Genomic DNA, 13,330 nt, shown 5'->3' with positions numbered 1-13,330 from the left:
TGGTCTTTATAGCGGTACCCATGTCAAATAAATTAACTATTTATAGAAATGTATAACTGTTCATTATTCAATATTCGTCCCTACAAACTTTCCCCTTTCAAATCGACCGGTTCAAAAAATCGCTCACATCAGACTCCACTTCCTCCATCTGCCGCAACGCATCCAGCGTATCGCGCGCCTCCTCTTCGTCCAGCCGGCTCATGGCAAAACCGACGTGTACCAATACCCACTGTCCTATCAACGATTCAGGTTGCCCCTCTTCCAGCACCAGCGCCACATTGACTTCACGCCGCACGCCGCACACATCCACCCACGCCAGTTGATGATCCGTTGATGCCCACTCCACCACCTGCCCCGGAATTCCCAGACACATAACACCCATCCTGTTCGTTAACGTCACTGTTTCTACCCGTAGCTTAAGCAAGTTTAATGCCAGCCGACATGATCCAGCTCCGCCTGTGCCTTTAGCGGTAATAACCAGATAGTATGTTGTAACTAACAAAAGAGGCTACGCACGAAAAGCCGCGTTGTTCGTCAAAAGTGTCGAGAAATCCCCGTATGCGATGATGAGTTATCCCTCTGTCGAGGGTGACGACATCGGCGTAATTATCCGTCGAAAAACATCGACACTAATGTCGAGCGACGATGCTCCCCAGGGCATTCCCTCATCTCACAAAAACAATAACACACTGATTTTAAATACCATTAATCCCATATTTTTCTTATGGCATGGAATATGCTTCCGGCGCAGGAAACATTTCTATCACCCTGGAGGGTATGGCTATGAACCGCTTCGTCATTGCGGAGCCAACACGTTGTATCGGATGCAACACCTGTATGGCGGCTTGTACGCAGGTACACCGACAAGCCGGGTTGCAATCTCATCCGAGACTGACCGTTGAGCGCGACGCCGGTGGTACCGCCCCGGTGCTATGCCGTCACTGTGAAGACGCCCCCTGCGCCAAGGTCTGTCCGGTCAATGCCATCAGGCATCAGGACAACGCCGTGTTGCTGGATGAAAACACCTGTATCGGCTGCAAACTCTGCGCCATCGCCTGTCCATTTGGCGCGATTACGCCATCCGGCAGTACGCCGCTGGCCACACCGACGGCATTTGATCAACACATTCCGTTGACACTGCTGTCTGATGTTCCCGTAAGCCTGCCGTCGGTACATCCGATGCTGGCATGGAATGCCGGGGTGCGCAGCATTGCGGTGAAATGCGATCTGTGCGACTTCCGCGAACAAGGGCCGGAATGCGTGCGCGTTTGTCCGACCCGCGCGCTGTATCTGGTGGATGACACCACGCTGGACGATGCTATCGCCGCTAAACGCCGTCAGGCGGCGGAATGGCCGCAAGGCAACGTCCCGTTTCCCCCTGCCGGGGCTGACAGGGAGCAAAACCTATGATGACGCCATGGCAATTGATCACGCCATTACAATTGATCACGCCATTACAATGGTTGGGCCTGTCGCTGGCGCTGTATCTGGCGGGCGCCTTGTTCTCATTACTGTGCTGCCGCCGGGAATCGCTGGCGATCCGCCTCAGTGGGCTGTGCGCGCTGGCGGGCGGTTGCGCCGGGGTGTTGGCCGCGGCACCGGTACTGCTGGGCGGCGGCGCGCTGACCGCCGTATTCGACGGCCCGTTTGACGCCTTTGCCCACCTCACGCTGCGCTTTGACACACTCGCCGCCTTTATGACGCTGGTGATTTCACTGCTGGTGGCGGTATCCGCACTGTATTCGCTGGCGTATCTGGAGGAGTACCGTGGCCGTGGCGCCTGGGCGATGGGGTTCTTCATGAACCTGTTTGTCGCCTCCATGGTGGCGCTGGTCGTGGTGGATAACGCCTTCTACTTCATTGTGCTGTTCGAAGTGATGTCGCTCAGTTCCTACTTCCTGGTGATCGCCGATCAGGATGACGAAGCCGTCAGCGCCGGGTTGCTCTATTTCCTGATTGCCCATGCCGGTTCCGTACTGATTATGGCGGCGTTCTTCCTGCTCTATCGCCACAGCGCCAGCCTCGACTTCGCCGATTTCCGCCATGCTTCGCTATCGGCGCCGCAGGCTTCGGTGGTGTTCCTGCTGGCGTTTTTCGGTTTCGGCGCCAAAGCCGGGATGCTGCCGTTGCACGGCTGGCTGCCGCGCGCTCACCCGGCTGCCCCGTCGCACGCCTCTGCGTTGATGTCGGGCGTTATGGTGAAGATCGGGGTGTTCGGCATCATCAAAGTCGGTATTGATTTACTGGGTGCCACGGAAACCTGGTGGGGCGTCGTCGTGCTGGCATTCGGCGCGGTTTCGTCAGTGCTGGGTGTGCTGTACGCACTGGCCGAGCATGATATCAAGCGTCTGCTGGCGTACCACACGGTAGAAAATATCGGCATCATTTTGATGGGCGTCGGCGTCGGCATGATCGGCATCGCCACCCACCATCCGCTGCTGGCGTTGCTTGGCCTGCTGGGCGGGTTGTATCACCTGCTCAACCATGCGGTGTTCAAAGGGTTGCTGTTCCTCGGCGCCGGTGCGGTGATTTACCGCGTCCACACCAAAGACATGGAAAAAATGGGCGGGCTGGCACGGCTGATGCCGCGTACGGCGCTGGCGTTTCTGGTGGGTTGTATGGCGATATCCGCCCTGCCGCCACTCAATGGTTTTGTCAGCGAATGGTTTACCTATCAGTCGCTGTTCACCCTCAGCCATGACGGCGGCATTGGTTTACGCCTGGCGGCGCCGATCGCCATCGTGATGCTGGCGATCACCGGTGCGCTGGCGGCGATGTGTTTCGTCAAGGTGTATGGCATCAGTTTCTGCGGCGCGCCGCGTAGCGAGAAAGCCACCCACGCCCGTGAAGTGCCCTGGCCGATGACGCTCGCCATGTTATTGCTGGCGCTGCTGTGCGTGCTGCTCGGTATCGGTGCCAGCGTGGTTTCGCCGATTATTACCCGCATCGCGGCCGATCTGGCACAGACCCCGGCAGTCGCCATGGCGCAAGGGCTGGGGGTTTTCCCCGGCGACAGCCAGCAGACCCGCCTCAATACCCCGCTGATCTTCATCCTGTTGCTGGCGCTGCCGTTGCTGCCGCTGATGCTCTACAGCCTGCTGCGCGGCCCGCGCCTCGGTTTCCGTCAGAAAGGCACGCCCTGGGCCTGTGGTTACGGCTATGAGCAAGCCATGTCGGCTTCCGCCGGCAGCTTTACCCAGCCGCTGCGGGTGATGTTCGCGCCGCTCTATCGGGTACGAAAAACCCTCGATCCGGCTCCGGCGATGCAACAGGCACTGGAAAAAACCACGCTGGCGGCGGCACGAGCCGAACCCGTCTGGGATGACCACGTGGTCATGCCGGTGGTCAGCGCCGTGCAGCGCATCAGCCGTGCCGTGCAATGGATTCAGCACGGCGATTTCCGGGTGTACTGCCTGTATGTGGTGGCGGCGCTGGTGGCCCTGCTACTGGTCACTCTGGTTTAAGGAGACCGGAACATGACTTACGTTTCACTCATTTTTCCGCTGTTGTGCGCGCTGTTGCAGGCTGTACTGCTGATGGCGGCGGCACCGCTGCTGTCCGGCCTGTCGCGCGTGCTCCGCGCCAAAATGCACTCCCGACAAGGGCCGGGGGTGCTGCAGGACTATCGTGACATCGTCAAACTGTTGCGACGCCAGGAAGTGGCGCCCGAGCACAGCGGCGGCGTGTTTCGCCTGATGCCGTTCATCCTGCTCGGCACCATGCTGCTGGTGGCGATGACGCTGCCGGCGATGACCGATGCTTCGCCGTTCGGTTCCGCCGGAGATGTCATCACCCTGCTGTACCTGTTCGCGGTATTTCGCTTTTTCTTTTCGCTGTCCGGCCTGGACTCCGGCAGTACCTTCGCCGGTATCGGCGCCAGCCGCGAACTGACGCTCGGCATTCTGGTAGAGCCTATCCTGATGCTCGCGCTGCTGGTGGTGGCGCTGGTCGCCGGCTCCACCAACATCGGCAACATCAGCGTCAAGCTGGCGAGCGGCCATTGGGTATCGCCGACCGCCACCGTGCTGGCGCTGCTGGCCTGCGCCTTCGCTACCTTTATCGAAATGGGCAAAATCCCGTTCGATGTCGCGGAAGCGGAACAGGAACTGCAGGAAGGGCCGTTGACCGAATACGCCGGTGCCGGGCTGGCGCTGGTGAAATGGGGCATCAGCCTTAAGCAGGTGGTGGTCGCCACCCTGTTCCTGTCGATTTTCGTGCCGTTCGGCAAAGCGGAAACGCTGACCGCCGTCAGTCTGTTGTGGGGCGCGCTGGCGCTGTTCATCAAGCTGGTGGTGGTATTCGTCATCGCCGCGATTATCGAAAACAGCCTGGCGCGCGGGCGCTTCCTGCTGACCGGCCGGGTGACCTGGCTCGGCTTCGGTGTGGCGGCGCTGGCATTCGTTTTCTACCTGACTGGATTATAAGGAGTCGGCATCCATCATGGAGAATATTGCTCTTGCCACCCTGCTGCTGCCGTTTCTCGGCGCGCTGCTGATAGCTTTTGCGCCGCAACGCCTTGCCAAAGGGTTGTGTACGCTGTTCGCCTTGCTGGCGACGCTTGGTATGGCGCTGTTGGCCTGGCGTTACTTCGACGGCGGCAAAACCGATCTGGTCGTGCCGCTTTATCGGTACGGCCAGGCAGATTTGTTCGGTTTCGTGTTCGATCGCATCAGCCTGTTGATCGGCTTTGCGGTGGTCTCGCTCGGTTTTCTGGTTAGCCTCTATTCCTGCGGCTACCTGACGCTGGGCAATCGCGAACACCCACACGACGGCAGTAATCGCTACTACGCGTTTCTGCTGGTATTTATCGGCGCCATGGCCGGGCTGACGCTGTCGTCCACCCTGCTCGGTCAGTTGTTGTTCTTCGAAATCACCGGCGGTTGTTCCTGGGCGCTGATCGGCTACTACCAGAAACCGAAGTCACTGCGCTCGGCACTTAAAGCGCTGCTGGTGACCCACGTCGCTTCCGTCGGCTTGTATCTGGCGGCCGCCTGGCTGTTCGCCTCGACCGGCACCTTCGCGCTCAGCGCCATCGCGCAACTGGACGACAGCAGCAAAATCATCGTATTCAGCGGCATTCTGTTCGCCGCCTGGGGCAAATCGGCCCAGTTGCCGTTGCATGTCTGGCTGCCGGACGCGATGGAAGCGCCGACGCCGGTGAGTGCGTATCTGCACGCCGCGTCGATGGTGAAAGTCGGCGTGTATATTTTTGCCCGCGCCATTCTGTCTGCCGTCGAGGTGCCACATGTTATCGGCGTGGTAGGCGTCATCATGGCCACCATCACGCTGGTGTACGGCTTCCTGATGTATCTGCCGCAAAAAGACATGAAGCGACTGCTGGCGTACTCCACCATCACCCAGCTTGCCTATATTTTTCTGGCGCTGTCGTTGTCCATCTTCGGTTCGCGCATGGCCTTTGACGCCGGGATGGCCTACATCTTCAACCACGCTTACGCCAAGAGCTTGTTCTTTCTGGTGGCCGGGGCGCTCAGCTACAGCTGCGGCACCCGCATGTTGCCGCAGTTGCGCGGCATGATGGCGCGCCTGCCGCTGCTGGGCATCGGTTTCTGCGTGGCGGCGTTGGCTATCACCGGTGTGCCGCCGTTCAACGGATTTTTCAGCAAATTCCCGCTGTTCGCCGCCGGATTTGCGCTCTCCAACGACATCTGGTGGTTATTGCCGCTGCTGGTCATCGTGCTGGTGGAATCGGTCGCCAGCTTTGCCTGGTTCCTCTTCTGGTTTGGCCGCACCGTACCGGGCGAGCCGTCCGAGGAGGTGGCGTCAGCGACGCCGGTGCCGATGTCGATGAATCTGGTGCTGCTGGTGCTGATAGTGATGTCGCTGTGCTCCAGCGTTATCGCCGCACTCTGGCTGAAATAAGGAACTCCCATGACTGGATCGCTTCTCGTCAATAATCTGGCTGGTTTGCTGATCATCACCTCGTTGCTGGTGATCGCCGCCAGAAAACCCACGGTATCCGCCGCGCTGTATGCATTGCAGTCGCTGGTGCTGGTGCTGATCTTTATCGCCCTGGGCGGCTTGCTCGGCTCCCACGAACTGTATCTGTGGTCACTGACCGCCTTCATCACCAAAGTGGTGATGGTGCCGGCCATCATGGGCTTCGCGTTCCGTCGGCTGGCGGACCCGAAAGCCGACGGCGGCGTGATCAGCACCGCCACGCTGATCCTGATCGCCACGCTTATCGTGTTGCTAAGCTACTTTGCCGTTTCGCCGGTGAAACTGCCGATGGTCAATGACCTCAAGCCGGTGCTGGCGGTGTCGCTCGGCCACTTCCTGATTGGCCTGCTGTGTATCGTCAGCCAGCGCAACATCCTCAAACAGGTGTTCGGCTACTGCCTGATGGAGAACGGCGCCCACCTGACGCTGGCGCTGCTGGCTTACCGCGCACCGGAGCTGGTGGAGATCGGCATCGCGACCGACGCCATTTTCGCCGTCATCGTGATGGCGCTGATGGCGCGCAAAATCCACCGCACGCTGCACACGCTGGATGTTCAGCAATTGACTGCGCTGAAAGGATAATCACCATGACGACTTTGGATCTTTTTTCCCTGCTGCTGGGTGTGCCGTTTGTCGTCGCCCTGCTGGCGTTCGCCTGCCGCTTTACCGGCGCGGCGGCACGCGCACTGGTGAGCCTAATTCATCTGGCAGGTATCAGCGCCCTGCTGCTGGCGGCGTTGCTGGCAGTCTGGACCGTCTACCAGCAAGGTGAGTTGCTGGCCGCCAACCGCTGGCTGCACCTCGACAGCCTGAGCGCGCTGTTTCTGGCGATTCTCGGGGTGATCGGTTTCCTCACCGGCCTCTACTCCATAGGGTATATGCGTCATGAAGTCGACAGCGGCGAAGTCAGCGTCACCACGCTGTGCCACTACTACGGCTTCTTCCACCTGTTCCTGTTCACCATGTTGTTGGTGATCACCAGCAACAACCTGATCCTGATGTGGGCGGCAATCGAAGCCACCACGCTAAGCTCGGCTTTTCTGGTGGGGCTGTACGGCCAGCGCTCGTCGCTGGAAGCGGCATGGAAATACATCATCATTTGTACCGTCGGCGTTGCATTCGGCCTGTACGGCACGGTATTGGTGTACGCCAACGCCGCCAACGTGATGGCGGAACCGGGTAATGCCATCTTCTGGACCGAGGTGCTGCAACACGCCGGCGAGCTGGACAGCACGCTGATGCATCTGGCGTTCATCTTTATCTTGATCGGCTTCGGCACCAAAACCGGCCTGTTCCCGATGCACGCCTGGTTGCCGGACGCCCACAGTGAAGCGCCCAGCCCGACCAGCGCCCTGCTCTCTGCGGTGCTGCTCAATTGCGCGCTGCTGGTGATCGTGCGTTATACCATCCTGATCACCGCCGCCATCGGCCCGGAATTTCCGCAACGGCTGCTGCTGGTGTTCGGCCTGTTGTCAGTAGCCGTCGCCGCATTCCTGATTCTGGTTCAGCGCGACATGAAACGCCTGCTGGCGTATTCCAGCGTGGAAAACATGGGGCTGATCGCCGTAGCGCTCGGCATCGGCGGCCCGCTCGGCATTCTGGCGGCGCTGCTGCATACCCTGAACCACAGCCTGGCGAAAACCCTGCTGTTCTGCGGTTCCGGTAATGTGCTGCTGAAATACGGCACCCGTGATATGGACGCAGTGAAAGGCATCCTGCGCGTTGCGCCGGTGACGGGCGCGCTGCTGGCCGGCGGCGCGCTGGCGCTTGGCGGTATGCCGCCGTTCAACGTGTTCCTGAGTGAATTCATGACCGTCACCGCCGGTATCCACGCCGGTCAGTTGCCACTGGTGCTGGTGTTACTGGTGCTGTTGACCGTGGTGCTGGCCGGGCTGATCCGCATGATCGCCACCAGCGTGCTGGGCAGCCAGCCGGAAGCGGTCAGCAAAGGCGAGCTGGGTTGGCTCACCACCGCGCCGATGCTGATTCTGTTGGTATTAATGCTGGTGATGGGCACCCACATCCCGCAGCCGGTCACCCATTTGCTCGAGCGCGCTACCGCCATTGTGTTGAACGGCAATATGTTGAACGGCAAGCCGACCGGTGAGTCGGCCCAGCCGAGCCTGGGCTGGCCGTCGCTAAGCGCACGCACGACCGCGCTGGAAACTCCCCCAGCGAATGCCGCACCTGCTTCATCGTTAACCCCTTCCCGTCAGGAGATGTACCGTGATTAATTCATCCACCGCGACCAGCGCTGAAAATTTAGGTGCTAATTACGTCGCCCATGTCAGACAGCAATTCCCGACGGCGATTCTGGAAGAAGAACGGCAAACCGCCAATCAGTTGACCCTCACCGTCAAACTGAATCAGTTGCCGGAAGTCGTCGAATACCTTTACTACCAGCACGGCGGCTGGCTGTCCGTACTGTTCGGCAACGACGAACGCACCCTCAACGGCCATTTCGCCGTCTATTACGTGCTGTCGATGGAACAGGGCGAGAAGTGCTGGGTCGTCGTCAAGGCGCTGGTTAACCCGACGGTGCCGGAGTTTCCGTCAGTCACGCCGCGCGTACCTGCGGCAGTCTGGGGCGAGCGCGAAGTGCGTGATATGTACGGGCTGATCCCGGTCGGCTTGCCGGATGAGCGGCGGCTGGTGCTGCCGGACGACTGGCCGGACGAACTCTACCCGTTGCGTAAGGATGCCATGGATTACCGTCAACGCCCGGCCCCGACCCGCGATGACGAATCCTACACCTTCATTAATGAAGCCACCGGCGATACCCGCGTCGTGCCGATCGGCCCGATGCACATTACTTCCGACGAACCGGGGCACTTCCGCTTGTTCGTCGACGGCGAGCAAATTATCGACGCCGATTACCGCTTGTTTTATGTCCATCGCGGCATGGAAAAGCTGGCGGAAACCCGCATGGGCTACAACGAAGTGACGTTCCTGTCCGACCGGGTATGCGGCATCTGCGGTTTTACCCACAGCGTGGCTTATACCTCATCCATCGAGAACGCGTTGGGCGTGGTGGTGCCGGCCCGCGCCCACACTATCCGCAGCATTCTGCTGGAGGTGGAACGCCTGCACAGCCACCTGCTGAACATCGGGCTGTCCAGCCACTTCGTCGGTTTCGACACCGGCTTTATGCAGTTCTTCCGGGTGCGTGAAAAATCGATGCAGATGGCGGAAATCCTCACCGGCGCGCGCAAAACCTACGGGCTGAACCTGATCGGCGGTATTCGTCGCGACATTCTCAAAGAGGATCGGCTGAAAACCATCAAACTGATTCGTGAGATGCGCGAAGAGGTCACGCAGTTGACCGACATGTTGCTGGGCACCGCCAACATGATGCAACGGACTCAAGGCATCGGCATACTGGACCGCCAGGTAGCTCGCGACTACAGCCCGGTCGGCCCGATGATTCGCGCCAGCGGCTTCCAGCGCGACGTGCGCGTCGACCACCCGTTCTCCGGCTATCTGGACCTGCCGATGGAGCTGCATCACCTCGACGGCGGCGACGTTTACTCCCGCGTACTGGTACGGGTGCGCGAAGTGTTCACCTCGCTGGCGATGATTGAATTCGGGCTGGACAACATGCCGGAAGGGCCGATCCTCAACGAGCACATCCACTATCAGCCGCACAAGTTTGCGCTGGGCTTTACCGAAGCGCCGCGCGGCGAAGATATCCACTGGAGCATGACCGGCGACAACCAGAAGTTGTTCCGCTGGCGCTGTCGCGCCGCCACCTACGCCAACTGGCCGGTGCTGCGCTTTATGCTGCGCGGCAACACCATATCGGACGCACCACTGATCATCGGCAGCCTTGATCCCTGCTACTCCTGTACCGACCGCGTCACGCTGGTGGATGTCCGTAAAAAGAAAATCACCACCGTGCCGTATAAAGAGATCGAACGCTACGGGCTGGAACGCACCCGTTCGCCGCTGAAATGAGGGAGGCCCCATGATTAAACTGTTTAAAACCATCCTCAAGGCGGGCAACAGTACGGTGAAATACCCGTTCGCGCCGCTGGCGGTGCCTGCCGGATTTCGCGGCAAGCCGGAATACGACCCGGAGCAGTGCATCGGTTGCGCCGCCTGTACCATGGCCTGCCCGGCGAATGCCCTGACCATGGCCAACGACCTGGACCATGGCACCCGCACCTGGCAGCTGTTCCTCGGCCGTTGCATTTTCTGCGGCCGCTGCGAAGAAGTGTGCCCGACTCGCGCCATCGTGCTGTCGCAAGAGTTTGAAATGGCGGTTGCCAACAAAGCCGACCTGTATCAGCGCGCGACTTTCCAACTGCTGAACTGCCACGTCTGCCAACAACCGTTCGCCCCGCAAAAAGAGGTGGAGTACGCCATGGCGCTGCTGGCACACGCCGGCGTGCCGGAAAACGAGGTGGAGGCACGCCGCCATCAGTTCGAAACCTGCCCGGACTGCAAACGCAAACAGAACATGAACCATCAGGGCAACGTGCAGATAAGTCAGCACCTGTCCGCCCCGTCCACTCACCAGGGGAATGCACAATGAGTATGCTGCCCAATGGGGTCGACCATTACCAGACCACCCCGATTACGCTGGACGAACAAGCACAGCAGTTGAAAAAAACGCTGCTGAAAGATATCCAGCGCTCCGCTTACGTTTATCGCGTAGATTGCGGCGGTTGCAACGGCTGCGAGATCGAGATCTTCTCCGCCATTACGCCGCTGTTCGACGCCGAACGTTTCGGCATCAAGGTGGTGGCGTCGCCGCGCCACGCCGATATTCTGCTGTTTACCGGTGCGGTTACCCGCGCCATGCGCACGCCGGCGTTACGCGCCTATGAGTCCGCGCCGGACCCGAAAATCTGTATCTCTTACGGTGCCTGCGGTTGCGGCGGCGGCATCTTCCACGACCTGTACTGCGTATGGGGCGGCAGCGACAAAATTGTGCCGATCGATGTCTATATCCCCGGCTGCCCGCCCACGCCGGCGGCCACGATTTACGGTTTCGCGGTCGCACTGGGGCTGTTGGAACAAAAACTGCACGGCAGCGATCATCAACAGGGTGACAACGAGAAAGCCGCGCTGATTCATCCGGCGCTGCCGCTGGATTTACGCGTGCAGGTAGAACGGGAAGCCCGCCTGATGGCAGGGTATCGTCAGGGCCGTGAAATCAGCGATCGTTTCCTTGGGCTGCTGGAAAACCAGCCGCTGGATGGGTTTGAGCAGCGCGTTACCGGCTGGCTCGATCAGCACAACGACCCGAGGCTGAACGAAATCGTCGCCCGGTTGCTGCGCATTTATCATGCCATGCTGAGCGGGGAGATCCTGTCATGAGCAGTGTGCGTTTCTATGCCCTGAACCGCAAATTTCTCGACAGCCGCGACAAAATACCGGAACAGGCGCAACAGGTGATGTACTACTCGCTGGCGATCGGTCATCACGTCGGCGTGATCGACTGCCTGAAGCAGGTATTGCAATGCCCGCTGGCGGATTACGAAGGCTGGGTCGGTCAGTTGAGCGATGACGAAGCCCGCCGCAAAATGCTGGGCCTGTTACGCTTTGGCGAAATCACCATCGACCACACGCACACCGCCCTGCTGGGCGGTGCATTCGACGCGCTGGCTCAACACGACAGTCACCCGGAATGGACCGCGACGCTGATGGACTATCTCGCCGCGATGCAACGAGAACCGGCTATTTATCTGATGGTGAAACGTATCGATGACTGAACCTCTATTGCATAACGAAGCACCGCTGTATATCGAAAATATCGTGCTGGCCGTCGGCAACACCCTGATGGGTGACGACGGCGCCGGCCCGCTGTTGGCGGAACGGATGAGCCAGCACCCGGTGGCCGGCTGGTCGGCGATTGACGGCGGCGCGATTCCTGAAAATGCCGCACACACACTGCGGGAACTGAAACCCCGCCGCCTGCTGGTGGTGGATGCCACCGATATGGGGCTGGCACCGGGTGAAATCCGCATCGTCGAACCGAATCGCATTGCCGAAGACATGCTGATGAATACCCACAGTCTGCCGCTCAATTATCTGATCGATAGCCTGAAGGAAGACATTCCCGACGTGATTTTCGTCGGCATTCAGCCTGCACTGGTGGCGTTTTATTTCCCGATTAGCCAGGAAGTCACGCTCGCGGTAGAACAGCTTTACCAACGCCTTGACGGCTGGGAAGGAAATGGCGGTTTTGAGGTGCTGGCGTGATACCCCGGTGGGGTATTAACCCGTATGATCTGCTCTTCTCGTGAGAAGGGCAGACATCCGTTTCGCCTTTGCTCTTCTCTCTCGCCTATTTCTCTTCCAGTTGTAATACGGTGTGCGCCAGACTCACTACCGTTGCCAGGCTGACATGAGTATTTTTATTCAGTGACTTATACAGGCTGGTACGGCTTTTCGCCCCCGCCTCTTTGGCTACGGTGCTATTACCATGTTTTTCCACTGCGATTTTCAGCGCCGCCTGCAGAATTTCCGGCCGGTTTTCAATCACGGCATCATAGAAAGCGCGGGAGATGATATCGGCAAAATTCTGTTCTCTCACCGCCAGCGTGTGGCTGACAGACTCCCCTTTTTTCCGCAATTCCGATGCGGAAATCTTGATATCAGGCAGCCATTCCAGCGAGCCGTCCGGCAGCAGACCAAACTTGATAAACAGGCTGGCGTTCGAAAACACCGGGCTGGGCGCATATTGATAAAGATTGATGTCGCAAACCAGACCATCGTCATAGGTCAGGCGCAACGAAAAATCGCCAATGACGTCAACTTCCACAATTTTATGCATAAATGCCTCACAGTTTTCCCGGATTTCTCCCCACTACCGCCCGTTCCCACATGCTCAACAGCTGTTGGCGGTGGGCCCGGATATGCGCAAGCGCCAGCTTGCGCTTGTTATTCGGCAGATATCCTTCGATCTCGATTCCGGTACGAATACTGATGATAAGTTCATGATGACCATAACAAACATGCACGTGCGGCAAATGGTGCCGTTCATCATCGTAAAAGTACAAATGGAAAATTAGCCCTGCCAGTCTGGCAATCTCAGGCATTGGCACTCCTTGTCAATGGGCAGATTAACACCGTATCCCAAGGGATACAATCGTTCAATTCCCGTCTTCTTGCCTGTAAAAAGGCTCCATGTTGATTTCACTGAAAAATAAAAAACTATTGCGCGCCGCTGAAATGTGCGGGTAAAGCGCCATCACCCTGCAACCACCATCCTGAGGCAACAATAAAGGTCTGGCTTTATCACCTCGATAGTCTGTTTTCAGAGATGGAACGCACTTCGCAACAGATTTGTTTTTTATCCGCCTGTCGCCACGGACGACGCCGCATCAGACAGATGTCGTCAAATCTGCCGAACTCCTGTCAATTG

14 protein-coding genes are annotated in these 13,330 nt (G+C 58.9%); 11 read left to right on the top strand and 3 right to left on the bottom strand.

Going from position 1 to position 13,330, the window contains the following annotated elements:
* Nucleotides 1-97: 97 nt before the first annotated feature.
* A complete protein-coding gene (hybG, locus tag DCH402_RS07095; protein WP_040000485.1) occupies nucleotides 98-373 on the bottom strand; it encodes a hydrogenase maturation factor HybG in 276 nt (91 codons plus the stop codon).
* Nucleotides 374-783: 410 nt separating this feature from the next.
* Between hybG and DCH402_RS07090 the strand changes: the two genes are divergently transcribed.
* Genes DCH402_RS07090 through hycI form a run of 11 tightly spaced genes read left to right on the top strand, consistent with a single transcriptional unit; the run spans nucleotide 784 to nucleotide 12,165 of the window.
* The gene (locus DCH402_RS07090) at nucleotides 784-1,410 is read left to right on the top strand and encodes a 4Fe-4S dicluster domain-containing protein (protein WP_040003460.1); all 627 of its coding nucleotides are present in this window, start codon (nucleotides 784-786) and stop codon (nucleotides 1,408-1,410) included.
* A complete protein-coding gene (gene hyfB, locus DCH402_RS07085; protein WP_081642208.1) occupies nucleotides 1,410-3,464 on the top strand; it encodes a hydrogenase 4 subunit B in 2,055 nt (684 codons plus the stop codon). Before DCH402_RS07090 ends, hyfB begins: the two co-directional genes overlap by 1 nt.
* 12 nt (nucleotides 3,465-3,476) lie before the next feature.
* Nucleotides 3,477-4,424, top strand: coding sequence for a respiratory chain complex I subunit 1 family protein (locus DCH402_RS07080; RefSeq protein WP_040000484.1), 948 nt, complete (start codon nucleotides 3,477-3,479; stop codon nucleotides 4,422-4,424).
* A gap of 16 nt (nucleotides 4,425-4,440) precedes the next feature.
* Nucleotides 4,441-5,880 (top strand): hydrogenase 4 subunit D, encoded by a 1,440-nt coding sequence (locus tag DCH402_RS07075; protein WP_040000483.1) that lies wholly within the window; start codon nucleotides 4,441-4,443, stop codon nucleotides 5,878-5,880.
* Nucleotides 5,881-5,889: 9 nt separating this feature from the next.
* A complete protein-coding gene (gene hyfE, locus DCH402_RS07070; RefSeq protein ID WP_012770393.1) occupies nucleotides 5,890-6,540 on the top strand; it encodes a hydrogenase 4 membrane subunit in 651 nt (216 codons plus the stop codon).
* Between the two features lie 5 nt (nucleotides 6,541-6,545).
* Nucleotides 6,546-8,192 carry a hydrogenase 4 subunit F gene (locus tag DCH402_RS07065; RefSeq protein WP_040000482.1) on the top strand — a complete coding sequence of 549 codons (1,647 nt, stop codon included), beginning with the start codon at nucleotides 6,546-6,548 and terminating at the stop codon, nucleotides 8,190-8,192.
* On the top strand, nucleotides 8,185-9,912 hold the full coding sequence (locus tag DCH402_RS07060; RefSeq protein ID WP_040000481.1) for a hydrogenase large subunit: 1,728 nt from the start codon (nucleotides 8,185-8,187) through the stop codon (nucleotides 9,910-9,912). Before DCH402_RS07065 ends, DCH402_RS07060 begins: the two co-directional genes overlap by 8 nt.
* Before the next feature lie 10 nt (nucleotides 9,913-9,922).
* Nucleotides 9,923-10,492: a hydrogenase 4 subunit H gene (gene hyfH, locus DCH402_RS07055; protein ID WP_040000480.1), complete on the top strand. Its 570-nt coding sequence runs from the start codon at nucleotides 9,923-9,925 to the stop codon at nucleotides 10,490-10,492.
* Nucleotides 10,489-11,280: an NADH-quinone oxidoreductase subunit B family protein gene (locus DCH402_RS07050; protein WP_040000479.1), complete on the top strand. Its 792-nt coding sequence runs from the start codon at nucleotides 10,489-10,491 to the stop codon at nucleotides 11,278-11,280. The genes hyfH and DCH402_RS07050 overlap by 4 nt, the downstream gene beginning before the upstream one ends.
* Nucleotides 11,277-11,675, top strand: a complete 399-nt coding sequence (locus DCH402_RS07045; protein ID WP_040000478.1) for a formate hydrogenlyase maturation HycH family protein — start codon at nucleotides 11,277-11,279, stop codon at nucleotides 11,673-11,675. Before DCH402_RS07050 ends, DCH402_RS07045 begins: the two co-directional genes overlap by 4 nt.
* A complete protein-coding gene (hycI, locus tag DCH402_RS07040) occupies nucleotides 11,668-12,165 on the top strand; it encodes a hydrogenase maturation peptidase HycI (RefSeq protein ID WP_081642140.1) in 498 nt (165 codons plus the stop codon). Before DCH402_RS07045 ends, hycI begins: the two co-directional genes overlap by 8 nt.
* Before the next feature lie 85 nt (nucleotides 12,166-12,250).
* Here the strand turns inward: hycI and dhiA are convergent, their stop codons facing one another.
* Together dhiA and dhiT are read right to left on the bottom strand one after the other, a co-directional pair.
* Nucleotides 12,251-12,739 (bottom strand): type II toxin-antitoxin system antitoxin DhiA, encoded by a 489-nt coding sequence (gene dhiA / locus DCH402_RS07035; protein WP_040000477.1) that lies wholly within the window; start codon nucleotides 12,737-12,739, stop codon nucleotides 12,251-12,253.
* 7 nt (nucleotides 12,740-12,746) lie between these two features.
* Nucleotides 12,747-13,004 carry a type II toxin-antitoxin system toxin DhiT gene (gene dhiT, locus DCH402_RS07030; protein ID WP_040000476.1) on the bottom strand — a complete coding sequence of 86 codons (258 nt, stop codon included), beginning with the start codon at nucleotides 13,002-13,004 and terminating at the stop codon, nucleotides 12,747-12,749.
* Nucleotides 13,005-13,330 lie beyond the last annotated feature (326 nt).

The sequence above is a fragment of the Dickeya chrysanthemi NCPPB 402 genome (genome assembly GCF_000406105.1).
In the GTDB taxonomy this organism is placed as follows: Bacteria; Pseudomonadota; Gammaproteobacteria; order Enterobacterales; family Enterobacteriaceae; genus Dickeya; species Dickeya chrysanthemi.
The sequence above is the reverse complement of the archived record's forward strand: the minus strand, read 5'-3'. Positions and strand labels throughout refer to the sequence as shown.